The following is a 25,541-nucleotide window of genomic DNA, read 5'->3' as shown; positions in this document are numbered from 1 at the left end:
CGGACGCGACCAGCGCGGGCACACGCGCGTCATGCCCTCGACGAAGGGCGTAAGCATTTCAGCGTCTTGCCAGACGCGCGCGAAAGGCGAAATCTCGCAGCAACAAAAACCTGCTCGACAGGAAATCTGCTCTGGGAGACGCCCGCCATGTCCGCTGCCGCCAGCCGCTATCCGTCCCTGCATGCCCGTTCCATCGCCGATCCCGAGGGCTTCTGGCGCGAGGCCGGCCGTGCCATCGACTGGGTGAGCGAGGGTGCGCGCGTCTTCGATCCCGCGCTCGGCATTTATGGCCGCTGGTTTCCTGGCTGGACCACCAATGTCTGCCACAATGCGGTCGACCGCCATGCGGAAGGCGGGCGCGGCGCCCAGCCGGCTATCTTCTATGACAGCCCGGTGGCCGGCGCGCAGCGCAGCGTGACCTATGCCGAGCTGAAGGACGAGGTGAGCCTGCTCGCCGGCGTGCTGCGCGAACTCGGTGTCGGCAAGGGCGACCGCGTCGTCATCTACATGCCGATGATCCCGGAGGCGGTGTTCGCCATGCTGGCCTGCGCCCGCATCGGCGCGGTGCATTCCGTGGTGTTCGGCGGTTTCGCCGCCGCCGAACTGGCCAGCCGGATCGAGGACGCGCAGCCCAAGGTCGTGCTGTCCGCCTCCTGCGGCATCGAACCCTCGCGGCTGGTGCAGTACAAGCCGCTGCTCGACCTCGCCCTCACCATGGCCAAACATCGGCCGGAGGCCTGCCTCATCTTCCAGAGGCCGCAGGTCGAAGCCAAGCTGGTCGCCGGCCGCGATCATGACTGGGCCGCGCGCTGCGCGCAGGCGCGCGCCGCCGGCACGCGGGCGGACTGCGTGCCTGTCGAGGCGACTGACCCGCTCTACATCCTCTATACCTCGGGCACGACCGGCAAGCCGAAGGGCGTGGTGCGCGACAGCGGCGGGTACATGGTGGCGCTGCGCTGGTCGATGGAAGGGCTCTATGATGTGCGCCAGGGCGAGGTCTACTGGTCGGCCTCGGATATTGGCTGGGTCGTCGGCCATTCCTACATCATCTATGCGCCGCTGCTCACCGGCTGCACCACCGTGCTTTATGAGGGCAAGCCGGTCGGCACCCCGGATGCCGGCGCCTTCTGGCGGGTGATCGAGCAGTACAAGGTGGCGGCGCTGTTCACCGCGCCCACCGCCCTGCGCGCGATCAAGAAGGAAGACCCGGAAGGCCGGCTGATGGGCGCCTATGACCGCTCCAGCCTGCGCACCCTGTTCCTCGCCGGCGAGCGCGCGGATCCCGATACGGTGGAATGGGCCAAGGCCCGGCTCGGCGTGCCCGTGGTCGATCACTGGTGGCAGACGGAGACCGGCTGGGCGATCGCCGGCAATCCCGTCGGCCTCGGCGCCCTGCCGATCCGCGTCGGCTCCACCGGCGTGCCGATGCCCGGCTATCAGGTGGATATTCTCGACGAAGGCGGCCACCCGGTCGGGCCCGACCGCATGGGCTCCATCGCCATCAAGCTGCCGCTGCCGCCCGGCTGCCTGCCGACGCTGTGGCGGCAGGACGAGCGCTTTCGCGAGAGCTACCTCGTCGATTACCCCGGCTATTACAAGACGGCGGATGCCGGCTTCACCGATGCCAATGGCCAGCTGTTCATCATGGGCCGCACCGACGACATCATTAACGTCGCCGGCCACCGCCTCTCCACCGGCGGCATGGAGGAAGTGCTCGCCGCCCATGCCGATGTCGCGGAATGCGCCGTCATCGGCATTCATGACGAACTGAAGGGCGAGGTGCCCTGCGGCTTCGTGGTGCTGAAGGCGGGCGTCGCCCGTTCGCCGGCCGATATCGAACAGGAAATCGTCGCGCTGGTGCGCGAGCGCATCGGCCCGGTGGCGGCGTTCCGGCTCGCCATCACCGTCAACCGGCTGCCGAAGACGCGCTCGGGCAAGATTCTGCGCGGCACGATGAAGAAGATCGCCGACGCCGAGCCGTGGAACATGCCCGCCACCATCGACGATCCCGCCGCGCTGGACGAGATCGCCGCCGCGCTCGGCGCGCGCGGCCTCGCCGGTGCGCCTGCCGCCTGAGTTTCAACGACGCATGAAAAAAGCCCGGGGCGGTAGCGCTCCGGGCTTCTCTCATTCAGGCGGCGGCCCGCAAAAGGCGGCTCATTCCTCGTCGTCGGCCTCGCTCTTGCGCGAGCCGCCGAGCTTGGCGAACACGGTTTCGAGGTCGATCGCTTCCTCGCGCGGCTTGCGGCTGGGCACGAAGGGCTCCGGCCCGTCGCCGACCGATAGGTCGACCGGCAGCAGCGTCGTCTCGTCGCCGACCGGGGCCACCGAGGCGGGGCGGTCCTTGGAGGAGCGCTGCACCTCGATATCGAGGTCGATCTGCGAGCACAGGCCCAGCGTCACCGGGTCCATCGGCGTCAGATGCGCCGCGTTCCAGTGGGTGCGCTCCTTGATCGACTCGATGGTCGTCTTGGTCGTGCCCACCAGACGCATGATCTGGCTGTCCTTCAGCTCCGGGTGGTTGCGCAGCAGCCAGAGAATGGCGTTCGGGCGATCCTGGCGCTTCGACACCGGGGTGTAGCGCGGGCCGCGGCGGCGCTTGGGCTCGGGCAGGCGCACCTTGGACTCGAGCAGCTTCAGCCGGTGATGCGGGTTCTTCTCCGCGCGCTCGATTTCCTCGCGGGCGAGCTGGCCCGTGGTGATCGGGTCGCTGCCCTTGATGCCCTGCGCCACCTCGCCATCGGCGATGCCCTTCACTTCCAGCACGTGCAGCTTACAAAAGTCCGCGATCTGGTCGAAGGTCAGGGCGGTATTCTCGACCAGCCACACGGCGGTGGCCTTCGGCATCAGGGGGGCGTTCGCCATGGGACGCAGCTCCATCGAGTGGGGCGCCGGGCAGGCGGTGAAACCGAGCCGGCGTGCAGATTTCGGGTCTTCGGCCGCGCAAAAGTCTCCCCGCGCCCACCACCCGGAGGGGCGGAGCCTCGGACCGTCTCGCGATGACCGGGATGGCGTGAATATAAGCGCGCGCGCGCCGTCCTGCAAATCCAAAGACGCAGCCCATGGGGTGGCGGTTGCATTCCCCCGCTGCTAGCGTCCGCCCCCCCCCCCACAAATAAGGATGACGCGATGAAGCCTGTTCGAGTTCTCACCGCCGCCACCCTCTTCTTCACCGCCGTCACCGGCGCCTTCGCGCAGGAGGCCGCGCGCGAAATGCCGGGCACGGGCGAGGTGTCCCGCATCAGCGGCGGCACCTACACCGTCGACCCCGACCACACCCAGATCGTCTGGACGGTCGACCACATGGGCATCACCCCGCTCGCCGGCATGTTCGGCGCCTCCGCCGGCACGCTGGTGCTCGATCCCAGCAAGCCGGACGAGGCGAAGCTGGAAGTCACCATCCCGATCGCAGGGCTGCGCGTCACCTCGGAAGAGTTCGCCACCCATCTCGCCAGCCCGGACATCCTCGACACGGCGAAATTCCCCACCGCGACCTTCAAATCAACGAAGATCACGGTGGAGGGCAGCGACGCCACCATCGAGGGCGAGCTGACGCTGCATGGCGTGACCAAGCCGGTCACCATGGATGTCAGCTTCTTCGGCGCCGGCATCAACCCGATGACCAAGGTGGAGAATATCGGCTTCACCGGCACCACCGAGATCAAGCGCAGCGATTTCGGCCTCGGCTATGGCGTGCCCGCCATCTCCGACGAGGTGGCGCTCGATATCGTCGCCGCCTTCATCAAGCAGCCCTGACCGGGCCGCGCTTGACAGCGCGGGCCTCGGCACCCATGACGGTGGCGAGGCCCCGCTGGACCCTGCGATGACCGCCGAAAAACCTGTTCTCCGCGTCCTACTCTGTGCCCCGCGCGGCTTCTGCGCCGGGGTCGTGCGCGCCATCGACGCGGTGGAGCGGGCGCTCGAGATGTACGGCCCGCCGGTCTATGTGCGCCACGAGATCGTGCACAACAAATATGTGGTGGAAGGGCTGAAGGCGAAGGGCGCGGTCTTTGTCGAGGAGCTCGACGAAGTGCCCGCGGGCACCGCCGCCCCGGTCATTTTCTCCGCCCATGGCGTCGCCCGCTCGGTTCCCGAGGATGCCGCCCGGCGGAACTTCTTCGCCATCGACGCCACCTGCCCGCTGGTGACCAAGGTTCACCGCGAGGCGACCGTCCATTACAAGCGCGGCCGCGAGGTCGTGCTCATCGGCCATGCCGGCCACCCCGAGGTGATCGGCACCATGGGCCAGCTGCCCGAGGGCGCGGTGTCGCTGGTGGAGACCGCCGAGCAGGCGCGGCTGTTTCAGCCCCGCGACCCCGGCAATCTCGCCTTCACCACCCAGACCACGCTCTCCATCGACGACACCGCCGAGATCGTCGCCATCCTACGCGAGCGCTTCCCCGCCATGGTGGCGCCGCACAAGGAAGACATCTGCTACGCCACCACCAACCGGCAGGAAGCGGTCAAGCGCGTCGCGCCCGAGGTGGACGCGATGATCGTCGTCGGAGCCCCCAACTCCTCGAACTCCCAGCGCCTGAGGGAGGCCGCCGAGCGTGCCGGCTGCCGCCATGCGGCACTGGTGCAGCGGGCGAGCGAGATCGACTGGGAGCGCTTCGGCGCCATCACCTCGCTTGGCGTCAGCGCCGGCGCCTCCGCCCCGGAAGTGCTGGTGGAGGAAATCCTCGACGCCTTCGCCGCCCGCTACACGCTGGCGGTGGAGACGGTGCACAACGCCCATGAGGACGTGTTCTTCCCGCTGCCCCGGCAGCTCCGCTCCGATGCTGCCGAATAGGCTCGACCCGTCCCATGGCCGTTTACACCGACGTTTCCCCGGAAGAGCTCGAAGCCTTCCTCGCCACCTATGACATCGGCCGCCTGCGGGCCTTCAAGGGCATCGCCGAGGGGGTGGAGAATTCCAACTACCTGCTGCAGACCGAGGCGGGCAGCTTCATCCTGACGCTGTACGAGAAGCGCGTTAACCCGGCCGACCTGCCCTTCTTCGTCGGGCTGATGGAGCATCTGGCGACACGCGGCATCGACTGCCCGCAGCCGGTCCGCAACCGCGAGGGCGTGGCGCTGGGCACGCTGGCGGGACGGCCGGCGCTGATCGCCACCTTCCTCGTCGGCACCTCGGTGCGCCGCCCCACCGCCGCCAACTGTGCCGCGCTCGGCGCCGCTTTGGCCGGGCTGCACAAGGCTGGCGCCGACTTCACCGCCTTCCACCGCGCCAATGCGCTCTCGGTCGCCGGCTGGCGACCGCTCTTCGAGCAGGCAGGCGCGCGGGCCGACACGGTGGCGCCGGGGCTCTCCGCCCTCATCGCCGATGAACTCGCCGTGCTGGAAGCGCGCTGGCCGACCGGCCTGCCGGCCGGCGTCATCCATGCCGATCTGTTCCCGGACAATGTGTTCTTCACCGATGGGCGGCTGTCGGGGCTGATCGACTTCTATTTCGGCTGCAACGACCTTCTCGCCTATGATGTCGCCATCTGCCTCAACGCCTGGTGCTTCGAGCCGGACGGCGCCTTCAACCAGACCAAGGGCCGCGCCCTGCTCGCCGCCTATCAGGCCGAGCGACCTCTAGGGTTGGACGAGATCGCCGCATTGCCGCTGCTGGCGCGCGGCGCCGCGCTGCGCTTCCTGCTCACCCGCCTGGTCGACTGGCTGAACGTGCCGCCCGGGGCGCTGGTGCGCCCGCACGACCCGCTGGAATATCTGCGCAAGCTGCGCTTCCACCGCTCGGTGACCAGCCCGCGCGACTATGGCGTGCTGGAAGGCGACGCCGCGTGAAGACCGCTCCCGGCACCGCCCGCATCTTCGCCGACGACACGGCCAAGGAAGCTTCCAAGGAAGCCCCGAAGGGCATCGTCGCCATCTGGACCGACGGCGCCTGCTCCGGCAATCCCGGCCCTGGCGGCTGGGGCGCGATCCTGCGCTATGCCGGTTCGGAAAAGGAACTTTCGGGGGGCGAATCCCCCACCACCAATAACCGCATGGAGCTGATGGCGGCGATTTCCGCGCTGGAGGCGCTGAAACGCCCCTGCACGGTCGATCTGCACACCGACAGCGAATATATGCGTAACGGCATCACCAAGTGGATCGCCGGCTGGAAGCGCAATGGCTGGCGCACCGCCGACAAGAAGCCGGTGAAGAATGTCGACCTGTGGGAACGCCTTGAAGCCGCCATCGCCCGCCACGAGATTCGCTGGCACTGGGTCAAGGGCCATGCCGGCGACGAAATGAACGAGCGCGCGGACGAACTCGCCCGCGCCGGCATGGCACCCTACAAGGCCGCACGGGGCGGCTACTGAACCGGACGGCCTAATGCCATGACCGCTGAACGTAAGGCATCTTCAGGCGCGGTGATGGGCGCCCCTGCCGCGCTGCTGCGCACGGAGGGCCTCGCCGTCTTCGCCGCGGCTCTGGCGGCCTATGCCGCGCTCGGCGCCAGCTGGTGGCTGTTCGCGGCGCTGATTCTGGCGCCGGACCTGTCGATGCTCGGCTATCTCGCCGGGCCGCGCGCGGGGGCTTTCGTCTACAATGCCGGCCACACCTATGTGGGCCCGGCACTGCTCGGCGCCCTCGCCTATGGGTTCAGTGCCCCGCTCGCCGGCGCCCTCGCCCTGATCTGGACCGCCCATATTGGGCTCGACCGGCTGCTCGGCTATGGGCTCAAATACAGCGACGGATTCAGCCACACCCATCTCGGCCGCCTCGGCCGAAACTGAGGAAGGTTCAGGCGGAGACGGCCAGTTGGATTGACAAGGCCCCCTCCGCTCCGCTATCAGCCGGGCCTCAATTTCTGCTGGCGGATCGAGGCGCGGCCATAGGGCGCCGTCTCATGCGCAGGCGCTGTCGATCCGAAGGTTAGTGTCATGAAGATCCGTAACTCGCTCAAGTCGCTGCTCGGCCGTCACCGCGACAACCGTCTGGTGCGCCGCAAGGGTCGCGTCTACATCATCAACAAGACCCAGAAGCGCTTCAAGGCCCGCCAGGGCTGAGCGAAGGCCGCTAGGCCTTCTGCCGGCCGCGTTCACGATTTCGCGGCCTTTAGCGGACAATATTGCTCAAGGGCGCCGTGACTCCTAACATGGAGACATGCGCGCCCTTTTTGCTGCCCTGATCCTTGCCGCCGCCCCGCTGGGTGCTTTTGCGCCTGACGCTCTGGCCGAGACCGCCCCCCCGCCCCAGGTGGAGCGGCCCGAGGCTGCCGCGCCGGCGGCCAAGCCGGCGGAGCCCGACCGCGCCAAGCGGCTCGACGCGCTGTTCGCCGCGCTGAAGGTGGCGCCGGACGACGAATCGGCCAAGGAAATCGCCGCCCGCATCGACGTGGCGCTCACCCCTTCCGGCAGCGACACGGCCGATCTGCTGATGGCCCGCGCCTCGCAGGCGACACAGGCCAAGCAGTTCGACCTCGCGGTGGAACTGCTCGACGGCCTGCTGCGCATCGAGCCGGATTATCTCGAAGCGTGGAACAAGCGCGCCACCATCTTCTTCCTGCGCGAGGACTATTCCGACGCGCTGGTCGATCTGCGCCAGGTCGTCGCTCGCGAGCCGCGCCATTACGGCGCCTGGGCGGGCATTGCCATTATCTGCAAGGAAATCGGCGACGAAAAGCGGGCGCTGGAGGCCGCCCGCCGGGCAATCGCCATCTACCCCCATCTCGACGCGATGGTGGATATGGAGAAGGAACTGGCGATCAAGGTCGAGGGACGGCCGATCTGAGGCCGGACGGTCGGCTCAGGCCCGCTCGTAATCCACGAAGCTGAAGGCGAATTCGTCCTTCTCGCCCTGGATCGGCCCTTCGCGGCCGGTCTCGCGCCATTCCTCGCGCGCGAAGGCGGGGAAATGCACGTCGCCCTCGGGCTTGCCATGCACCTCGGTGAGGCGCAGCCGCGCGGCATGGGGAAAGGCCTGTGCGTAGATCTGCGCGCCGCCGACCACCGCCATCTCATCGACGCCGAGCCGCAAAGCCTCCTGCGCCCCACGCTCCAGCGCGGCACCGAGCGAAGAGACGACCAGCACCCCCTCCGGCGGGCGGAAGCCCGTGTCGCGGGTGATGACGAGGCTGGTGCGCCCCGGCAGCGGCTTGCCGATGGACTCGAAAGTCCGCCGCCCCATCAGGATCGGCTTGCCCCAGGTGATCGCCCGGAAGCGCTTGAGATCGCCCGATATGTGCCAGGGCAGCGCCTCGCCGCGCCCGATCACGCCATTCTCCGCCACGGCGGCAACCAGTGTGAGAACGGTCATGCAGCCCTCCCGCGCAGCAGCGCCAGGGCGGTGTCCGCCGCTGCGAGGCCGGTCTGATGTGCGCCATGGGCGGTGGAGTAAGCGTGGGGCGAGGAGGCTTCGCCGGCGAACAGAAGCCGATCGCCGACCGGGCGCTCCAGCGTCTGCGTCAGCCGCGCCCGCATAGGGGCGCAGCCCGGCAGGGCGCAGCTATAGCCGCCGCCGATCAGGGGGTCGGCCACCCAGCCCGTGGTGGCGACGCGGGCGACATGTTTTTCGATGTCGGCGCCGAACGCGTCCTTCAGTGCGGCCAGGGCGAAGTCGCGCATCGCCCCCGGCCCGGCCATCACCAGCGCCGCCGCATTCGCCCCGCCGAGCTGGGCGATGGCCATGGGGTGACCGAACGGATTCAGGGTGAAATTGACCGGCTTGCGCTCCGGGTCGCGCCGATCCAGCGTGTCGATATAGCTGGTCGGCTCGGCACCGAACACGTCGCGGTCGAACAGGAAGGCCACCTTTTCCGCCGCGCCCAGCGGCAGCGCCTCGAACGCCTCCGCGAGATCGGGCGGCAGCAACGGCGCGAAGGCGAGCCCGCCGCGCGCGATCACCGAGGTCGGCACCGCGACGATGGCGAGGCGGGCCGTGAGCGTTCCGCGCGAGGTGGCAAGGCTCACGCCCTGCCCCGACCAATCGATGGTGGAAACCGCGCAGCCGGTGACGATGGGCAGGTCCGGCGCCTCCCGCGCCGCGAGCGCCTGCACCAGCGCGCCATAGCCCTTTTCGACGGGGTAGTTTTCGCCCGTGTCGGAATAGGCGGCATAGTCGAGCGTGGAGAGCCGCTCCGGCTCGGCGGCCGAGAGCAGGGTCAGCCAGTGCCGGGCGAGCCGCGCACCCTCCGGTGGCAGCGCCAGCCCGGCCAAGACCGCGCTGGCGGCGACATCCCGTCCCTCCTCGCCCGCCTTATGGATGGCGGCGTAGCTGGCCTGAATGGCGTCCCAAATGGTCTCACACTCCACCTCATCGGCCCAATGATCGCCGAGATGGGTGGCGCGCGCCTTACGGTTGCCGCGCACGAAATAGGAGCGGCCGAGTTCGTCCGCCGCCGCCCGTAGCGGATTGACGGAAGCCGAATGCAGCCAGTGGCAGCCGCGATCCCAGGCGACGCCGAAAGTCGTGGTATCGGTGAAGGCTCGCCCGCCCGTGCGCGCGGCCGCTTCCAGCACCAGCACGTCCGCCCCCGCCTGCGCCAGCCGCGCGCCAGCAGCTAAGCCGGCCGCGCCCGCGCCGATGACGATCACCTCATGCTGAGCGGTCACGGTCAGGTCCGATATCGGGGAAGGAGAGAAGGTGAGACTGCCGACGTGACGGCGACCTCATCACTTCTTGCGGAACGCATCGAGCCGCACGACCTGCGCGCCGCCCGAGCCGCCATCCTTGGGATCATCGCCCTCGCCGGGAGAAGCGCCCTTGTCGTCGGACGGCCTGGCATCAGCAGGCTTGCTGTCGGAAGGCTCGCCTCCGGCCGGCTTCGCCTCGGTCGGCCGGGAAGCGGCCGGAGCAACAGTGGCCGGCTTCGGCGCTGCCTTGCTCTCGGAAGCCCCGACGGGCGCCGGCGCCGCTTGCGGCGCTCCTGCCGCCGGTTCCAGCTTCACCACCGGCTCGGCGGCGCGTGCGGGGGCGCGGGTGGAGGGAACAGAGGTGGGACGGCCCTCGCCGATCGGCGTGGGCGCCACGGCCGTCGGTTCGGCCGGCGTCTCGCCCGCACCGTCTTCCTCTGCCGTTTCGAACTGCAGGCCGAACTTGACCGAAGGGTCGAAAAAGCCCTTCAGCGCCGCATAAGGCACATGCAGGCGCTCGGGGATGCCGTTGAAGGACAGTCCAACCTCGAAGAACTGGTCGGTGACGATCAGGTCCCAGAACTGATGCTGGAGAACGATGGTCATCTCTTCGGGATAGCGCTCCTTCAGCCGCGGCGAAATCCGCACACCGGCCGCACGCGTGTCGAAGGAGAGATAAAGATGGTGCTCGCCGGGCAAGCCGTCGCGCGCGACATCGGTAAGGACGCGGCCAACGACGCCGCGCAACGCATCCTGCACCAGCAGGTCATATCGGATCAGATCGACGCTCATGCTCGCAATGAACCCGATTCCAGTCCTGACTGCCAGTAGGACGTGAGAAGGAAGTGCAGGCTTCTGTTGCCAGGTGCCTGCGAACCCCGCCTCACGGTGCTACCCGTTTGGACTTATTTTCCGTAGATCAAACCGCTCACGCGGCCTGAGCAACCGGAGCATAGTTGTCGTTGGCAACTATATGTTTGGTCCGATGACGGCGGTACCATGCCGGGCGAAAGAAGACCCTTTACGCTCTCGTCGATCCTGTTTCGCCCCCGCCGCAGCCCACTTGCCGATGGGCTCCGGTGGAGGCGCCGGGTACTGCCCCCGGGTCCGAAGAGTTTATTACGGTGTCCGTTTATCGCCATAGCCGGCTTGCGCCTGCAAACCGAATATAGGCGTTCGTCCCGCCGGTTGGAAGAGGGCAGGCGAAACTCCCCGCCCTCGTCCCCGGCCATCGCCTCACGCCTCGGTCTGGTCGCCGAACTGCAAATGCTCGATCGGGCGATTGCCGCCATTGCTGCCGAGCAGTTTCTCCTCGCGTGCGGCAATCTCGGTGCGCAGCGCCTCCATCAGGATCTGGCGCAGCATCTCATAGTCCAGCCGCAGTTCGGAATGGGCGCTCCGCAGCGCCTGCCCTTCGCGCAGCACCAGAGCCGGGGCCGTGTGCGAGTGCTCCACCGTGAAGTCGAGCGGATGCGTGGCATCCTTCTCCAGCAGGTTCAGATGCATGCGCAGGCGGTGCAGTTCGGTGTTGAGCGTGTCGGTGCTCTTGGTCATGGTTTCCTCCCTCAGCATGGCCGCAGGGGACAAGTCGAGCCCCGCCGGAATGTTCCCCGTTACCGCCTCCAGCCGCCGGGTGCCCCCCGCTGGGGATGACGAGGCCGAATGAGGTCTCGCGGATGGGCCTCGGCAGGCTCATATTATATGGGGTGGGCAGGAAGGCGCCGGGACGAACAGCGATGCGGAATTATCACGAGCTTCTGGAACGGGTGCTGCGCGAGGGCGTGCGCAAAGACGACCGCACCGGCACGGGCACGCTTTCCGTCTTCGGCCACCAGATGCGCTTCGATCTCGCCGAGGGCTTTCCGCTCGTCACCACCAAGAAGCTGCACCTGCGTTCCATCATCCACGAATTGCTGTGGTTTCTGGCCGGCGACACCAACATCGCCTATCTCAAGGCGAACGGCGTTTCGATCTGGGATGAGTGGGCCGATGACAGGGGCGATCTCGGCCCGGTCTATGGCCATCAATGGCGCTCCTGGCCGGATGGGCGCGGCGGGGTGATCGACCAGATCGCGCAGGTGGTGGCCGATATCCGCCGCAACCCCGATTCGCGCCGGCTCATCGTCTCGGCCTGGAACCCGGCGGACGTGCCGGCCATGGCGCTGCCGCCCTGTCACTGTCTGTTTCAGTTCTATGTGCTGGACGGAAAGCTCTCCTGCCAGCTCTACCAGCGCTCGGCGGATATCTTCCTCGGCGTGCCGTTCAACATCGCCTCCTACGCGCTGCTCACCCATATGGTGGCGCAGGTAACGGGGCTGCAGCCGGGCGATTTCGTCCACACCTTCGGCGACGCCCACATCTATCTCAACCATCTCGACCAGGTGCACGAACAGCTCTCGCGCGCGCCGCGTCCGCTGCCACGGCTGAAGCTGAATCCTGACGTGACCGACCTTTTCGCCTTCCGCTTCGAGGACATCGCCATCGAAGGCTATGATCCCCATCCCGCCATCAAGGCGCCGGTGGCGGTGTAGACACATGCCCCTCACCCTGCGGCCCGCGCAGCCCGACGATGCCGCGCTGATCCACGCCTTCGTCTGCGAACTCGCCGACTATGAGAAGCTGCGGCACGAAGTGGAGGCGACGGAAGCGGATTTCGCCCGCGAGCTCTTCGGCCCGCAGCCGCGTGTGTTCTGCGACATTGCGGAATGGGAGGGGGCGCCGGCGGGGTTCGCGCTGTTCTATTATACCTTCTCAACTTTTCGCGGGCGGCAGGGGATCTTCCTTGAGGACATCTATGTCCGCCCGGCCTTTCGCGGGCGCGGCATCGCGCGGGAGCTGATGCGCCGGCTTGCACGGCGTTGCCTCGACGAAGGGCTCGGGCGCTTCGAGTGGAACGTTCTCGACTGGAATGAGCCCGCCCTCCGCTTCTACCGCTCCGTTGGCGCCGTGCCGCTCGATGCCTGGACCATGCAGCGCGTCACCGGCGAGGCGCTGGAACGGTTGGCGCAGGGCTGAGCGGGCCCTGCCCGAGAAAATGCCGCCGGCGCGAGGCCGGCGGCAGGTATTCTTCACGACAGTGCGATCGCCTCAGAGCGGCTCGCCATCGGGGCCGTCGGGCCCATCCGGGCCGTGCTCCATCGGGCCGGGCGGCAGACGGTGCGGTATCGGGCCATCCGGCCCCTCGCCGCCGGGACCGAAGCGATGCGGCCCGGGGCCGCGTTCATGACCCGGCCCGTGGCGGCCATCGGCCATGCGCGGATGTTCGATCTGCTTGAACAGAATGGCGAAGCGGCGCTGCTGGGAACCGTCGAGCGCGTCATAGAGCGGCGCGGCGGCATCGGCGACCTTCTTCATGGTCTCGCCCCGGCCGATCATCCCGTCGGCCTGCGCGCGCAGCCGCTCGATGACATCGGGACGCTCGCCCTTCGGCATCGCCTCCCGCGCCGCGCGGCGTTCGGCCCAGTGCGCGGCGCGCTCCTTGGCGGCGTCCTGCAGCGCGGTCTCCAGTGCCGGCCAGAGCTTCTCCTGCTCGGCGTTCAGCCGCAGCCCGGCCTTGAGCGCGGCGATACGTGCATCGCTCATGGCGCCGGCGAATTCGGCCATCTGCTCCGGGCTCGGACGAGGAGGCTCGCCCATACCCGGCTTCGGCGCCGCCACGCCAAAGCTGACACCCGCAAGAAGGGCGGCGGCGGTAGCGGCAATGATCGTGCGTTTCATCGGCCTCATCTCCTGTGAAGGTGAGGCCGATGCTGTCTGATGAGACCGAGCGTTTCAAATGAAACTTCGGTAATGAACCCAATATTACGTTCGGAAACGTAGCTGAACGAACGTTCAGGTTCATGAATAGTCGTTAACCCGGGGAGATCATCTTCTCAGGCCGCACGACAGCATCGAATTCTTCATTGGTAACATAGCCACCACCCACCGCTTCCTCGCGCAGCGTGGTGCCGTTCTTATGCGCGGTCTTGGCGATCTTGGCGGCGTTGTCGTAGCCGATCTTCGGCGCCAGCGCGGTGACCAGCATCAGCGAGCGCTCCAGCGCCGCCTTGATATTGTCCTCGCGCGGCACGATGCCGACGACGCAATGCTCGGTGAAGCTCAGCGCCGCGTCGGACATGAGACGCACCGACTGCAGGAAATTATAGGCCATGACCGGATTGTAGACGTTCAGCTCGAAATGGCCCTGGCTGCCGGCGAAGCTCAGCGCGGCATTGTTGCCGAAAATCTGCACGCAGACCTGGGTAAGGGCCTCGCACTGGGTGGGGTTCACCTTGCCGGGCATGATCGACGAGCCCGGCTCGTTCTCCGGCAGCGCCAGTTCGCCGAGGCCGGAGCGCGGCCCGGAGCCGAGGAAGCGGATGTCGTTGGCGATCTTGAACAGCGACACCGCCACCGTGTTGATCGCCCCGTGCGAGAACACCATCGCGTCATGCGCGGCCAGCGCCTCGAACTTGTTCGGCGCCGTGGTGAAGGGCAGGCCGGTGATGGCGGCGATGTGCTCGGCCACCTTCTCGGCGAAGCCCACCGGCGCGTTCAGCCCGGTGCCGACCGCCGTGCCGCCCTGGGCGAGCTGCATCAGCGCCGGCAGCGTCGATTCGATGCGGGCGATGCCGTTCTCCACCTGCTGGGCGTAGCCGGAGAATTCCTGGCCAAGCGTGAGCGGCGTCGCGTCCTGGGTGTGGGTGCGACCGATCTTGATGATGTGCTGCCACTGCGCCGCCTTCTCCGCCAGTGCCGCGTGCAGCGTGCGCAGGGCCGGCAGCAGCCGGCGCGAAATCTCCTCCGCGCAGGCGACATGCATGGCGGTCGGGTAGGTGTCGTTGGACGACTGGCTCATATTGACGTGGTCGTTGGGGTGGACGGGCTTCTTCGAACCCTTCTCCCCGCCCATCATCTCGATGGCCCGGTTCGAAATCACCTCATTGGCGTTCATGTTGGACTGGGTGCCCGACCCGGTCTGCCAGACCACCAGCGGGAAATGAGCGTCCAGCTTGCCGTCGATCACCTCCTGCGCGGCGGCGATGATCGCGGCGCCCAGCGTCGGGTCGAGCCGGCCGAGCGCCATATTGGTTTCCGCCGCCGCCCGCTTGACGATGCCGAGGGCGCGAACCACCGGCAGCGGCTGCTTTTCCCAGCCGATCTTGAAATTGCCGAGCGAGCGCTGCGCCTGCGCGCCCCAGTATTTGTCGGCCTCCACCTCGATGGGCCCAAACGTGTCGGTTTCGATGCGGGTATTGCTCATCGGTCAAAGCCTTTCGGGGTGCGTCTCAGGGCCCGTCCACACGGGCGTCGCGGCTCGGCGCCGGTTTAGCATGCGTCGTGCGGCGGCGAAATCAGCCGCGGGTTCGATGACAGGCCCGCGCAAGGTTCCTCCGGGCATGATCACAAATACGTGATAAATACCCCTTCGGCGCCCCCTATGGAGCACCCGCCGCCATCACCATTTTACCGCAGGGAAGTCGGATGACGAGTCGTCAGCCGGCTACCTGCAACGGTTTTAGGCTGCCGTCGTGGCGCCTGCCGCCGGGTACCGGAGCGCCGCAAATTCTTGGAAAACGCCATTTTCGCCGATATTATGAGAAGACTAATGCAGCTTGTTGCGTAGATTCTGCGCGCCTTTTGAACGGAGGCCGGCGCCCGTGGGCGACCTTGTGAATCTCAACCGCCACCGCAAACGGATGGCGCGACTGACTGCGGAACAAACCGCCGCTGCCCGGCGTTTGGAGTTCGGCCGCCCAAAGTACCAGCGCGAGCTGGCCGCGGCCGAAGAACGAAAGCAGGAAAAAATGCTTGAAGGGCATAGGCGCATTCGAGAGGACGAGACATGAAGAGTCCCGTGGTTAAGCGGTCCATCGTGATTGCCGGGCACAAGACCAGCGTCAGTCTGGAAGATCAGTTCTGGGACGCCCTCAAGGAGATCGCCGCCAACCGGCGCAGCACCTTGTCGGAGATCGTGGCCTCGATCGATTCGGGCCGCAATCAGGGCAACCTGTCGTCGGCGATCCGCCTGTATGTACTGGCGCATTACCGCAGCCCCTCCTCCAGCCGCGAACCGACCGAAGCGTCGGAGCGAAACGGTTCCTTGCGCTCTACCGTTGCGTAAACCCGACGCCGTTCCCATATCGGCAGGTGGCGGGCGCGTTGTAACCTGATGCCTCGTCACCTATAACCGCCTCGTCACGCCGTCATGGCGGCGAGGCGCGGGTTTTCTTGCACGGTGGCGTCTGCCGGTTCTGCGCTTGCGAGCCCGGACAAGCCGGGCGCGCAAACGGAGTGGGCGCGGAATGTCATGGAAGAACCAGAGCGGCGGGCCATGGGGCAATGGTCCGCGCGGCCCTTGGGGCACTGGTCCGCAATCGCCGGGGCCGAGTTCTCCCGATCTTGAAGATCTGATCCGTCGCGGACAGGAAAAGCTGCGGACCGCCATTCCCGGCGGCTTCGGCACCGGCAAGGGCATCGTGGTTCTGGTGGCGCTCGCCATCGTCGCCTGGCTGCTGTCGGGTTTCTACCGCGTCGAGCCGGACGAGCAGGGCGTGGTGTTGCGCTTCGGCAAATTCGTCGGCACGACCAACCCCGGCCTCAACTACCACCTCCCCTACCCCATCGAGACGGTGCTGACCCCCCAGGTCACGCGCGTCAACCGCATCGATATCGGCATCCGCACCGGGGACGACCCGCGCCGCGGTTCCGTGCAGCGCGACGTTGCGGAAGAGAGCCTGATGCTCACCGGCGACGAGAACATCGTCGATGTCGATTTCGCCGTGTTCTGGATGGTGAAGCCCGCCGCGCCCGGTTCCACCGAGGATGTCGGCGCCGCCAACTTCCTGTTCAACGTCCAGAACCCGGAAGGCACGATCAAGGCCGTGGCGGAAAGCGCCATGCGCGAGGTGGTCGGCCGCACCAACATCCAGCCCATCCTCACCGGCGCCCGCCAGAACATCGAAACGGCGGTGCAGGAGCTGATGCAGCGCACGCTGGACGGCTACCGCGCCGGCGTGCTCGTCACCCAGGTGCAGTTGCAGAAGGTCGATCCGCCCTCGCAGGTCATCGACGCCTTCCGTGATGTGCAGGCCGCCCGCGCCGATGCCGAGCGTCTGCAGAACGAGGCTCAGGCCTACGCCAACCGCGTCGTGCCGGAAGCCCGTGGTGACGCCGCGCGCATCACCCAGGGCGCTGAAGGCTACAAGGAGCGGGCGATCATCGAGGCGCGAGGCCAGGCGGCGCGCTTCCTGAGCGTGCTCGGCGAATACCAGAAGGCGCCCGAAGTCACGCGCCAGCGCCTCTATCTCGAAACCATGGAACGCGTATTCGGCGGAATGGACAAGGTGATCATTGATCCTGCGGCCGGCGGCTCGTCCGGCGTCGTGCCCTATTTGCCTCTCGCGCCGCTCACCGGCAGCACCCCCGCTCAGGGAGCCGCGAAATGAGGAACAGCCTCGGTCTCATTCTGGCGATCGCCGTCGTCGCCGTGCTCATCGGCCTGTTCTCGGCCCTGTTTAGCGTCTACCAGACCCAGCAGGCGTTGGTTCTGCGCCTCGGTGAACCCATCCGGGTGATCGAGGAGCCGGGCCTGCACGCCAAGATCCCGATGATCGACAGCGTCATCTTCATCGACAAGCGCATCCTCGACCTCGAAAATCCCTCGCAGGAAGTGATCGCGGCCGACCAGAAGCGTCTGGTGGTGGATGCCTTCGCCCGCTACCGCATCGTCAATCCGCTGCGCTTCTACCAGTCGGTCGGCAGTGTCGAGGCGGCCAATTCCCGCCTTGCCACCATCCTCAACTCCTCGCTGCGCCGGGTGCTCGGCGAATCCACCTTCACCCAGGTGGTGCGCGACCAGCGCGAGGATCTGATGGCGCGCATCCGCAGCCAGGTGAACCGCGAAGCCGCCGGCTTCGGCATCGACATCATCGATGTCCGCATCCGTCGCGCCGACCTGCCGGAGGCCAACAGCCAGGCTGTGTTCCAGCGCATGCAGACCGAGCGTCAGCGCGAAGCCGCCGAAATCCGCGCGCAGGGCGCCGAGGCGGCCCAGACCATCCGCGCCCGCTCCGACCGCGACTCGACGATCATCGTCGCCGAGGCCAATGCCACCGCCGACCAACTGCGCGGTGAGGGCGAGGCCGAGCGCAACGAGATCTTCGCGCAGGCCTACAACCAGGACCGGGGCTTCTTCGACTTTTACCGGTCGATGCAGGCCTATGAGGCCTCGCTGAAAGGCTCGGACACGCGGATGCTGCTGGCGCCGGATTCGGAATTTTTCCGCTTCTTCAGCAATCCCACCGCCCGCGCTGACTCGGTTCTCGGCACGCCGGCCGCGCCTGCCGCGGCTCAACCCGCCCCGGCGGCTCCGGCGGCGCCGTTGGCGCCAGCGAACTGACGCGACGCGACGATGTATGATTTCATCGTCGCGCTCGGCCTTGTGCTGGTAATCGAAGGTTTGGCGCTCGCCGTCGCTCCGGCGGCGGTGCGCCGCTCCGCCGAAGCCATCGCGCAATTGTCCGATTCGCCCTTGCGCGTGGCCGGCCTCATCGGGGCCGTTCTGGGTCTTGCCCTTGTGTGGATTATCCGAGGTTGACGAGGCGGGGTTCCGTACCCCGCCTCGCGCTCTTTTGGCTTGCATCGCGCCTTGCGGCTTGTAGCGTCGGGCGCACGGCCAATGGATGAGGGGCCGTGCCGCCCGGCTCCGCGTGGCGGCGTCAAGGAGGCTTCATGACCAACTGCCTTGAGGGCCTCGGCCTTGCGCGTTCCGCCCCCGCTCTCTTCGCCTCAGGCCGCAGGGCCGAACAGGCCACTCTGGCACGGCGGCTCGGCGCCGCGCTTCTGGCCTTTGCCATCGTCCTCTCGGTGACGCTCTTGCCGCAGCCGGGCCGTGCGGCGGCGACCAAGGGCCCCGACACGGTGGCCGACACCGCCGCCCAGATCATGGACGCGGTGGTCAACATCTCCACCTCGCAGACCGTCGCCCCCTCGCGTAGCGTGCCGACACCGGAGCTGCCGCCGGGTTCGCCCTTCGAAGAGTTCTTCGAGGAGTTCTTCAAGCGCCGGCAGCAGCAGGGCGAAGGCCAGGGCCCCCGCCGCGTCTCCTCGCTCGGCTCCGGCTTCGTCATCGACTCCAGCGGCTATATCGTCACCAACAACCACGTCATCGCCGATGCCGACGAGGTCTACGCCAATTTCGCCGACGGTTCGAAGCTGAAGGCCGACATCGTCGGCCGCGACACCAAGATCGACCTCGCCCTGCTGAAGGTGACGCCCGAGGCCGGCACGACGCTGAAGGCGGTGAAGTTCGGCAATTCCGACATTCTGCGTGTCGGCGACTGGGTGATGGCGGTCGGCAACCCATTCGGCCTGGGCGGCACGCTCACGGTGGGCGTCATCTCCGCCCGCAACCGTGACATCAATTCCGGCCCCTACGACAATTTCCTGCAGACCGACGCCGCCATCAACCGCGGCAATTCCGGCGGTCCGCTGTTCAACATGGAAGGCGATGTGATCGGCATCAATACCGCCATCATCTCGCCGTCCGGCGGCTCCATCGGCATCGGCTTCGCCGTGCCCTCCAACACCGCCATCCCGATCATCGCCCAGCTCAAGGAGTTCGGCGAAACCCGGCGCGGCTGGATCGGGGTGCGCATCCAGCAGGTGACGCCGGAAATCGCCGAGAGCCTCTCGCTCGACCGCGTGCGCGGCGCGCTGATCGGCTCGGTGACCGAAGACGGCCCGGCCGCCAAGGGCGGGCTCAAGGCGGGCGACGTGGTCATCACCTTCGACGGCAAGGAGGTGAGGGACATGCGCTCCCTGCCGATCATCGTCGCCGACACGCCGGTGGACAAGCAGGTGGATGTCGTCGTCATCCGCAAGGGCCAGCAGGAGACGGTCAAGCTCACCGTCGGCCGGCTCGACGAAGGCACGCCCTCCCCCAGCGCCGCCGTCGCGCCCGAAAAGAAGCCCGAAGCGCCGCCGCCGGTCACCACGCTCAAGCTAATGGGCGTCGAGATGGCCGAGATGACGCCGGAACTGCGCACCCGCTTCAAGATCAAGGACGAGCTCAAGGGCGTCGTGGTCATGGCGGTGGAGCCCGGCTCGGTGGCGGCCGAGCGCGGCATCGCGCCAGGCAATCTCATCGTCGAGGTCAATCAGGAAGCGATGCTCGCCCCCGGAGATGTCGAGAAGCGCCTCGCCGCGCTGAAGAAGGAAGGCCGGCGTTCGGCCCTCCTGATGGTGGCCGACCCCGAAGGCCAGATCCGCTTCACCGCCTTGCCGATCGAGTGACGCACGCGGCCGAGGCCACGTCATCCCTATCCATCCACGAGACAACACCCCGGAGCCCGCTCCGGGGTGTTGTCGTCAGGACGGGTCGGTGAGAGGGGGAAGCGACGCGCTCAGGGCCGTGCCTGCGGCATGGGCGGCGGGGGCAGGCCGGAGCCGACCTCCGCGGCGCCGGGCTTGCGCTCGGTCAGTTGCACCGTCCAGCTCTTCTGCTCGTGCGTGTCCACTTCGAAGAAGCCGGTCCGGTCGAAGCCGCGCGCCAGGCAGTCCTGGATGCCGCGAATGGTGAATTCCTTCTCGCGGGTACACATGAAGGCCTTGCCGGACCATTCCCCGCCGAGATCGTAGTCGATGGCGTAGACATAATAGAAGCGCGCCACCAGATCGCCGCGCAGCAGCGTCTCGCAGCTATTGGCGCCGATGTTCCACCAGCCCTCGGTCGCCCAGCTATTGCCGTCCTTATAGCCGAGCGCGATGCCGACGCGGCTGCTGGAGCGGTTGCACAGGCGGAAATCCGCCGCCGCGGGCACCGGCATCAGCCCGGCGAGAAGCGGGATAGCGAGCAGCGCCGCCCCCACTGCCCGCGTCAGCGCGCCGCGCGGCACCCGCAGCCGGCCGCCCCGAGGGAGGGCGGCGGCAGCGGCAACAGGGTCACTTGTCGACGAGAACGGCTCGGAAATCATTGACGTTCGTGCAGGTCGGCCCCGGCGTGAGCAGATCTCCGAGGGCCTCGAAGAAGCTGGTGGAGTCGTTATTGGCGAGAAAGGCGGCAGGATCGAGACCCTGCGCCGTCGCTCGCGCCAGCGTGTCCGGCATCACATAGGCGCCGGCCGGATCGGAGGCGTCGCCGCCGCCGCCATCGGTGCCGTCCGTGTCGCCGGCCACGGCGTAGATACCCGCCGCGCCGTCGAGCGCCACGGCGAGCGCAAGCGCATATTCCTGATTCGGGCCGCCCCGGCCCTGGCCGCGCATGGTGACGGTGAGCTCGCCACCGGAGAGCAGCACCGCCTTGCGACCGGCCGCCTTCAATTCCTTCGCCTTGGCGGCCTGCGCGGCGGCCACGTCGCGCGCCTCGCCTTCAAGATTGTCGCCGAGGAGCACCGGCTCGATGCCCGCCTCGCGGGCGATTTTCTCCGCCGCGACGAAGGAATCGGCAGGGCGGGAGATGAGGACATACTCGGAACCGGCGAAGGCCGCATCGCCGGGCTTCGGCGATTCATTGGCAGGGTCGCGCAGTGCCACCGCCACGGAGGGCGGCGGATCGATGCGGTAGCGGGCGAGCACATCGCGCGCCTCCGCCAGCGTGGTCGGGTCCGGCACCGTCGGGCCGGAGCCGATCACCGCCGGATCGTCGCCCGGCACGTCGGAGACGGACAGCGTCACCACTCGCGCCGGCTGGGCCAGCGCCGCCAGGCGCCCGCCCTTGATGCGCGAGAGATGCTTCCGCACCGTGTTGATCTCTGTGATGTTGGCGCCGGAGCGCAGCAGCGCGCGGGTCAGCGCGCGCTTGTCGTCCAGCTCGACGCCGAAAGCGGGCGCGATCCAGTTGGCCGAAGCGCCGCCGGAGAGAAGCACCAGCACGAGATCGTCGGCGGTGGCGGAGGCCGCGAGGTCGATTGCCTTCTGCGCACCGGCGAGGCCCGCCGCATCCGGCACGGGATGACCGGCCTCGACCATTTCCAGCTGGCGCGTGGGCCGGCCATAGCCGTGGCGGGCGACGCCGATGCCGAGAAGCCGCGAGGGGTCGACGCCCATTTCGTCGAGATAATGCCGCTCGGCGACTTCCAGCATCGAGCCGGCGGCCTTGCCAGCGGCGAGCAGGATCAGGCGGCCATGGGCGGGGGGCGGCGGCAGCGCCGGCGGCAGGCAGGTGGAAGGATGCGCGGCCGCCACCGCAGCGGTGAACAGGCGATCGAGAAAATCACGCGCCGAAACGTCCGTCATCACACCCACCCCGCCCCAAAGGAGGCCTTTCTGCCGGTCTCTTGCCCGGCCATTGCTTATTGCGCGCGGGCGCGAATCCCCGGCCGCGCGACGCGAAACGGGCGTATTCCTATGGCACGCCACGCCTCACGTCGATATCCTCCTGCACACTTCCCCGCAGCACACGGGCAATTATGCGTCGCCTCTCCACGGACGATTCCGCCGCACCCGCCAGCGCTTCCCCCGCTTTGGACCCGTTCCCCGCCTTTGAGCGCCTTCCGGGAACGCTGGAAGCCGGGCTTATCCTGCTGTGCGACCACGCCTCCAACGCCATGCCGCCGGCCTATGGCTCGCTCGGCCTGCCCAAGGCGGAACTGCAGCGGCATATCGGCTACGACATCGGCGCGGCTGGCGTCACCCGCATGCTGGCGCATCGCCTCGGCTGCCCCGCCATTCTCTCGCGGTTCTCGCGGCTTCTCATCGACCCCAATCGCGGCGAGGACGATCCCACGCTGGTGATGCGGCTCTCCGACGGCGCGGTGGTTCCGGGCAACCGCCATGCCGACGCGGCGGAGATCGAGCGCCGACTGGCGCTGTTCCACCGCCCCTATCACGACGCCATCACCGCCGAGATCGAGGCGGCGCTGGCGGAGGGCATCGTGCCGGTGCTGCTGTCGATCCACAGCTTCACCCCGGTCTGGCGCGGCGTGGCCCGGCCCTGGCACGCCGCCGTGCTGTGGGACAGCGATCCCCGCTTCACCCGCGAGCTCATCGACGCGCTGGAAGCCCCCGGTGATCTCATCGTCGGCGACAATGAGCCCTATGATGGCGCGCTGCGCGGCGACTGCCTTTTTCGCCACGCCACGCTGCGCGGCCTCGCCAACACGCTGTTGGAAATCCGTCAGGACCTGATTACCGAGGTCGACGGCCAGCGCGCCTGGGCCGACCGGCTGGCCGGGCTGCTGCCGGCACTCCTCGCCCGGCCTGAACTGCACGAAGTGCGCAGCTATGGCTCGCGCACCGGCCCCGTGCCCCCCATCTGACTGGGCGACATCTCCCGGGAGACTTCCATGACCGACCTCGACGACCCCACCCGCACCGAACTGGAAGCCGCGGCCTTCCGCCGCCTCGTCGCCCATCTGCAGGCGCGCACCGATGTGCAGAACATCGCGCTGATGAACCTGGCCGGCTTCTGCCGCAACTGCCTGTCCAACTGGCTGCTCGATGCGGCCAGGGAACGGGACGTGGCTATGACCAAGGACGAGAGCCGTGAGGCTGTCTATGGCATGCCTTATGAGGAGTGGAAGGCCCGCCACCAGAGCGAGGCGACGCCGGAGCAGAAGGCGGCTTTCTCCGGGCCTGGCCCGCACTGAGCCGGCAAGGAGCCGCTTTTCCCCGGATTCGCGGTGGATAGCGGGGCTAGCCGGCCGCCCAAAGGCGCACAGATGCGTCATTGCCTTGACGGCCCGCCCGGCTTGCGCTCCCTATCGCCGCCCGAATTGCCGTCTAGACGCCGGGCCCTGCCCGCTGCCCCGGAGACCCCATGTCCGATATTCCGAACGACCAGCCCTTGTCCGATGCCGCCGCCGGCTTCGCCAAGGAACAGCTGAAATCCTTCATCGAGCGCATCGAGCGGCTTGAGGAAGAGAAGAAGACCATTGCCGACGACATCAAGGATGTCTTCGCCGAAGCCAAGGGCACCGGCTTCGACACCAAGGCGCTGCGGGAAATCCTGAAGATCCGCAAGCAGGACGCCGACCAGCGCGCCGAACATGAGGCGATCGTCGACCTCTATATGCAGGCGCTGGGGATGCTCGGCGAAAGCTGAGCCTGCCCTCTGGCAGATTTGTCAAACCGACCGGGCGGCCAGTGGCCGCCCGTTCCGTTTAAAGCGGCTTCTTGAGCGGAGCGGGGCCGGTCATCATGGCAACCACCGGCACGGCGACCACCGCCTCGCCGGAGAATCGCGTGGTGGAGAGCCCCTTCACCCCGTCGCGGCTGAACTGCGCGGCGACGATGCGGCGCGGCGGCAGCACGAAGGCGCTGAAGCGGCGTAGCTCCGGCAGATGCATGGACACCTCGCCGGCGACGCTGGGGCCGCTGAACAGGCGGCGGATCTCGGCGATCATCGCCTGCGAATGCGCCTGCGGCTTGCGCCCGGGGGCAGCGGCGGCCGTTGCCGGTGCGGGAGGCGCGGTGCGGGCGGCGGTCGCCGGGGCCGGCTCCGGCGCGCGGCCGGGCTGGAGGCGCGGGGTCGTGAACACGCTGCCAGCGGCGTCGGCATAGGCCAGCGCCGGGCCTTCGCCCTGCGTGCCGCGCACGATCACTTCCGGCAGGCCACCGACCTCGCTCGGGCGGGTGGCGGCAAGCGGCGTGCCGCTAATGGCGCTGGCGATCTGCCGGCTATTGCTCGCCTCCGGCGTGCCCGGCATCGGGATCGCGGCGGCGAGGGCGGCGAGGTCCGCCTTGCCGCCGGCCGGCGCGGGAGCGGGACGGGGTGCGGCGGCCACCGCGCCGCGCGGCAGCGGATTGGGCTGCGGCAGCGGCACCGTATCCAGCGAAGCCACTTCAAACGGTGCCATGGGCGCCGCAACCGCCGGCAGCGACGGGCGCGGCGTCGGGGTGGGCACGGGGGCGGCGAGCGCGGGGGCGGCGAGCGCGACCTGGGCCGGCGCGGGAGCGACAGCTGCGGGAGCGGCCGCAACCTGAGCCGGCGCCTCCTCGGCGGGGGCAGAGGCGGCGGCCGGGGCGCCCTCCTCCTCGTCGTCGCCATCCTTGCCGAACAGGCCGGCGAAAATGTTCTTGGCCGGCGCGCCCTTGCGCTTGGGATCATTGCCGCCAGACAGGCCGGCGAAGGCCGCGCCGGCGCCGCCGGGCTCGCTGCCGCGCGCTTCCACCGCCGCCAGCGCCTGCGCATAGCCCGGCATCGGCTTGCCGTCGGCCGGCACATGCACGGTGCGCCCGTCGGGGAACACGCGGGCGAGTTCCGGCCGGCTCATGCGCGGCCAGTGGCGAATGCCGCCGGTGTCGAGATGCACGAAGGGCGAGCCGGAAGTCGGATAGAAGCCGACGCCACCGCGCTGCAGCCGCAGCCCGGCCTCACGGATCTTCCCCAGCGGCACACCGGGAATGTAGAAATCCATCGCCCGCCCCTGCATGTGCAGGCTGGTCTGGGCAACACCGCGCGAGCGCGAGCGCAGCATGGCGTTGGTCGCCGGGGAACGGTAGCCGCCGATCACCTGGATCGGCTGGGTCGCGCCGGTCTCGCGATAGACCTCCCAGACGATATCGAACAGGCGCGGGTCCATGTTGGTCGGCTCTTTGCGCCGCCAATCCTGCAGCAGCACGTTCAGCTGCTTCAGTGCCGCCGGGTCGTAGCGGCCATTGCGCTTGAAGGTGATGGTGGCGCTTTCGCCGGAATGGACATGGTGGAGGCTGAGCGTGCGCGTGTCGCCATTGGCCACCGCATCCTGCAGCAGATCGGCGCCGCACAGCGTGGCAAGCGCCGCGAGGAGAGCGGCCTTGGCCAGCTTGGACGAGCGGAGGGCGGAAAATCGCAACGGCTTGAACCCGAACTCAACGTTTCCTGGGACGGTGCGGGCGGAAGCGCCCGTACCGCGCATGGTGAACACAGTCTTCTCGGGTTTGGTTAAGAGGTCCTTACGACCCCAGCCCCCACGCCTGTTGTCTCTCGCACTAAAAAGTGACTGTGGCAAAAGAGTGCCAGCGCGTCAAATTCGCGTGGGATTACCTCCCGCCGCGCGTTTTTGCGCTCGACCGTCT

Annotated in this window: 29 protein-coding genes and 1 other RNA gene; 19 read left to right on the top strand and 11 right to left on the bottom strand. The window is 68.0% G+C overall.

The window, feature by feature from the left end; genetic code table 11:
• The first annotated feature begins 147 nt into the window (after positions 1-147).
• Positions 148-2,076 carry a propionyl-CoA synthetase gene (locus ACP2AH_RS05945; protein ID WP_425104964.1) on the top strand — a complete coding sequence of 643 codons (1,929 nt, stop codon included), beginning with the start codon at positions 148-150 and terminating at the stop codon, positions 2,074-2,076.
• A gap of 81 nt (positions 2,077-2,157) precedes the next feature.
• Here the strand turns inward: ACP2AH_RS05945 and ACP2AH_RS05940 are convergent, their stop codons facing one another.
• The gene (locus ACP2AH_RS05940) at positions 2,158-2,865 is read right to left on the bottom strand and encodes a DUF1013 domain-containing protein (protein ID WP_421699615.1); all 708 of its coding nucleotides are present in this window, start codon (positions 2,863-2,865) and stop codon (positions 2,158-2,160) included.
• Between the two features lie 264 nt (positions 2,866-3,129).
• Here ACP2AH_RS05940 and ACP2AH_RS05935 point away from each other — a divergent pair, with 264 nt between their 5' ends.
• From ACP2AH_RS05935 to ACP2AH_RS05905, 7 genes are all read left to right on the top strand, one after another.
• A complete protein-coding gene (locus ACP2AH_RS05935; RefSeq protein WP_425104963.1) occupies positions 3,130-3,756 on the top strand; it encodes a YceI family protein in 627 nt (208 codons plus the stop codon).
• A gap of 67 nt (positions 3,757-3,823) precedes the next feature.
• Complete coding sequence (ispH, locus tag ACP2AH_RS05930; RefSeq protein ID WP_425104962.1) at positions 3,824-4,792, top strand: 4-hydroxy-3-methylbut-2-enyl diphosphate reductase; 969 nt, start codon at positions 3,824-3,826, stop codon at positions 4,790-4,792.
• 14 nt (positions 4,793-4,806) lie between these two features.
• Positions 4,807-5,787, top strand: a complete 981-nt coding sequence (locus tag ACP2AH_RS05925; protein WP_425104961.1) for a homoserine kinase — start codon at positions 4,807-4,809, stop codon at positions 5,785-5,787.
• A 23-nt stretch (positions 5,788-5,810) separates the two neighbouring features.
• Positions 5,811-6,308 (top strand): ribonuclease HI, encoded by a 498-nt coding sequence (rnhA, locus tag ACP2AH_RS05920; RefSeq protein WP_425105361.1) that lies wholly within the window; start codon positions 5,811-5,813, stop codon positions 6,306-6,308.
• Between the two features lie 18 nt (positions 6,309-6,326).
• Positions 6,327-6,725: a DUF4260 domain-containing protein gene (locus tag ACP2AH_RS05915; protein ID WP_425104960.1), complete on the top strand. Its 399-nt coding sequence runs from the start codon at positions 6,327-6,329 to the stop codon at positions 6,723-6,725.
• Between the two features lie 147 nt (positions 6,726-6,872).
• Entirely contained in the window at positions 6,873-6,998 is a 126-nt protein-coding gene (gene ykgO, locus ACP2AH_RS05910) for a type B 50S ribosomal protein L36 (protein ID WP_013167868.1), read from the top strand.
• Positions 6,999-7,095: 97 nt separating this feature from the next.
• On the top strand, positions 7,096-7,722 hold the full coding sequence (locus ACP2AH_RS05905; protein WP_425104959.1) for a hypothetical protein: 627 nt from the start codon (positions 7,096-7,098) through the stop codon (positions 7,720-7,722).
• Between the two features lie 15 nt (positions 7,723-7,737).
• Here ACP2AH_RS05905 and ACP2AH_RS05900 read toward each other — a convergent pair whose 3' ends face one another.
• The 5 genes from ACP2AH_RS05900 to ACP2AH_RS05880 all read right to left on the bottom strand — a co-directional run bounded on the left by ACP2AH_RS05900 (position 7,738) and on the right by ACP2AH_RS05880 (position 11,117).
• On the bottom strand, positions 7,738-8,247 hold the full coding sequence (locus ACP2AH_RS05900; protein ID WP_425104958.1) for a dihydrofolate reductase: 510 nt from the start codon (positions 8,245-8,247) through the stop codon (positions 7,738-7,740).
• The gene (locus tag ACP2AH_RS05895) at positions 8,244-9,542 is read right to left on the bottom strand and encodes a flavin monoamine oxidase family protein (protein WP_425104957.1); all 1,299 of its coding nucleotides are present in this window, start codon (positions 9,540-9,542) and stop codon (positions 8,244-8,246) included. The genes ACP2AH_RS05900 and ACP2AH_RS05895 overlap by 4 nt, the downstream gene beginning before the upstream one ends.
• A gap of 60 nt (positions 9,543-9,602) precedes the next feature.
• Positions 9,603-10,355 carry a ClpXP protease specificity-enhancing factor SspB gene (locus tag ACP2AH_RS05890; protein ID WP_425104956.1) on the bottom strand — a complete coding sequence of 251 codons (753 nt, stop codon included), beginning with the start codon at positions 10,353-10,355 and terminating at the stop codon, positions 9,603-9,605.
• A 52-nt stretch (positions 10,356-10,407) separates the two neighbouring features.
• Positions 10,408-10,761, bottom strand: a transfer-messenger RNA (tmRNA) gene (gene ssrA / locus ACP2AH_RS05885).
• A 38-nt stretch (positions 10,762-10,799) separates the two neighbouring features.
• Positions 10,800-11,117, bottom strand: coding sequence for a hypothetical protein (locus ACP2AH_RS05880; protein WP_425104955.1), 318 nt, complete (start codon positions 11,115-11,117; stop codon positions 10,800-10,802).
• A gap of 182 nt (positions 11,118-11,299) precedes the next feature.
• Between ACP2AH_RS05880 and ACP2AH_RS05875 the strand changes: the two genes are divergently transcribed.
• Together ACP2AH_RS05875 and ACP2AH_RS05870 are read left to right on the top strand one after the other, a co-directional pair.
• Positions 11,300-12,094 (top strand): thymidylate synthase, encoded by a 795-nt coding sequence (locus tag ACP2AH_RS05875; RefSeq protein WP_244450592.1) that lies wholly within the window; start codon positions 11,300-11,302, stop codon positions 12,092-12,094.
• A 4-nt stretch (positions 12,095-12,098) separates the two neighbouring features.
• A complete protein-coding gene (locus tag ACP2AH_RS05870) occupies positions 12,099-12,578 on the top strand; it encodes an N-acetyltransferase family protein (protein ID WP_425104954.1) in 480 nt (159 codons plus the stop codon).
• A 72-nt stretch (positions 12,579-12,650) separates the two neighbouring features.
• Here ACP2AH_RS05870 and ACP2AH_RS05865 read toward each other — a convergent pair whose 3' ends face one another.
• Both ACP2AH_RS05865 and fumC read right to left on the bottom strand, forming a co-directional pair.
• Entirely contained in the window at positions 12,651-13,280 is a 630-nt protein-coding gene (locus tag ACP2AH_RS05865; protein WP_425104953.1) for a Spy/CpxP family protein refolding chaperone, read from the bottom strand.
• A 133-nt stretch (positions 13,281-13,413) separates the two neighbouring features.
• Positions 13,414-14,805 (bottom strand): class II fumarate hydratase, encoded by a 1,392-nt coding sequence (gene fumC, locus ACP2AH_RS05860; protein WP_425104952.1) that lies wholly within the window; start codon positions 14,803-14,805, stop codon positions 13,414-13,416.
• A 397-nt stretch (positions 14,806-15,202) separates the two neighbouring features.
• On the opposite strand from fumC, the gene ACP2AH_RS05855 reads away from it, so the two are divergent.
• The 6 genes from ACP2AH_RS05855 to ACP2AH_RS05830 all read left to right on the top strand — a co-directional run bounded on the left by ACP2AH_RS05855 (position 15,203) and on the right by ACP2AH_RS05830 (position 19,838).
• Complete coding sequence (locus ACP2AH_RS05855) at positions 15,203-15,391, top strand: DUF4169 family protein (RefSeq protein ID WP_307020676.1); 189 nt, start codon at positions 15,203-15,205, stop codon at positions 15,389-15,391.
• Positions 15,388-15,666 (top strand): ribbon-helix-helix domain-containing protein, encoded by a 279-nt coding sequence (locus ACP2AH_RS05850; protein WP_244450587.1) that lies wholly within the window; start codon positions 15,388-15,390, stop codon positions 15,664-15,666. Before ACP2AH_RS05855 ends, ACP2AH_RS05850 begins: the two co-directional genes overlap by 4 nt.
• Before the next feature lie 181 nt (positions 15,667-15,847).
• Positions 15,848-16,990 (top strand): FtsH protease activity modulator HflK, encoded by a 1,143-nt coding sequence (gene hflK / locus ACP2AH_RS05845; RefSeq protein ID WP_425104951.1) that lies wholly within the window; start codon positions 15,848-15,850, stop codon positions 16,988-16,990.
• Complete coding sequence (hflC, locus tag ACP2AH_RS05840; RefSeq protein ID WP_425104950.1) at positions 16,987-17,943, top strand: protease modulator HflC; 957 nt, start codon at positions 16,987-16,989, stop codon at positions 17,941-17,943. The genes hflK and hflC overlap by 4 nt, the downstream gene beginning before the upstream one ends.
• A gap of 12 nt (positions 17,944-17,955) precedes the next feature.
• On the top strand, positions 17,956-18,141 hold the full coding sequence (locus ACP2AH_RS05835; RefSeq protein WP_244450584.1) for a DUF2065 domain-containing protein: 186 nt from the start codon (positions 17,956-17,958) through the stop codon (positions 18,139-18,141).
• 134 nt (positions 18,142-18,275) lie between these two features.
• Positions 18,276-19,838 (top strand): Do family serine endopeptidase, encoded by a 1,563-nt coding sequence (locus ACP2AH_RS05830; protein ID WP_425104949.1) that lies wholly within the window; start codon positions 18,276-18,278, stop codon positions 19,836-19,838.
• Between the two features lie 110 nt (positions 19,839-19,948).
• On the opposite strand, the gene ACP2AH_RS05825 is transcribed toward ACP2AH_RS05830, so the two are convergent.
• Positions 19,949-20,518, bottom strand: a complete 570-nt coding sequence (locus tag ACP2AH_RS05825; RefSeq protein WP_425104948.1) for a DUF1036 domain-containing protein — start codon at positions 20,516-20,518, stop codon at positions 19,949-19,951.
• A complete protein-coding gene (locus ACP2AH_RS05820; RefSeq protein WP_425104947.1) occupies positions 20,487-21,779 on the bottom strand; it encodes a glycerate kinase type-2 family protein in 1,293 nt (430 codons plus the stop codon). Before ACP2AH_RS05820 ends, ACP2AH_RS05825 begins: the two co-directional genes overlap by 32 nt.
• Positions 21,780-21,952: 173 nt before the next feature.
• Between ACP2AH_RS05820 and ACP2AH_RS05815 the strand changes: the two genes are divergently transcribed.
• The 3 genes from ACP2AH_RS05815 to ACP2AH_RS05805 all read left to right on the top strand — a co-directional run bounded on the left by ACP2AH_RS05815 (position 21,953) and on the right by ACP2AH_RS05805 (position 23,586).
• Entirely contained in the window at positions 21,953-22,801 is an 849-nt protein-coding gene (locus ACP2AH_RS05815) for an N-formylglutamate amidohydrolase (RefSeq protein ID WP_425104946.1), read from the top strand.
• A gap of 27 nt (positions 22,802-22,828) precedes the next feature.
• Entirely contained in the window at positions 22,829-23,131 is a 303-nt protein-coding gene (locus ACP2AH_RS05810) for a DUF1244 domain-containing protein (protein ID WP_425104945.1), read from the top strand.
• Between the two features lie 170 nt (positions 23,132-23,301).
• Positions 23,302-23,586, top strand: coding sequence for a DUF2312 domain-containing protein (locus ACP2AH_RS05805; protein WP_018387757.1), 285 nt, complete (start codon positions 23,302-23,304; stop codon positions 23,584-23,586).
• A gap of 58 nt (positions 23,587-23,644) precedes the next feature.
• Here the strand turns inward: ACP2AH_RS05805 and ACP2AH_RS05800 are convergent, their stop codons facing one another.
• Positions 23,645-25,318, bottom strand: a complete 1,674-nt coding sequence (locus ACP2AH_RS05800; RefSeq protein ID WP_425104944.1) for a DUF882 domain-containing protein — start codon at positions 25,316-25,318, stop codon at positions 23,645-23,647.
• Positions 25,319-25,541 lie beyond the last annotated feature (223 nt).

Origin of the sequence: Ancylobacter sp. (genome assembly GCF_965249975.1) — a bacterium.
Classification (GTDB): Bacteria; Pseudomonadota; Alphaproteobacteria; order Rhizobiales; family Xanthobacteraceae; genus Ancylobacter.
This window is presented reverse-complemented; position numbering and strand designations above follow the sequence as displayed.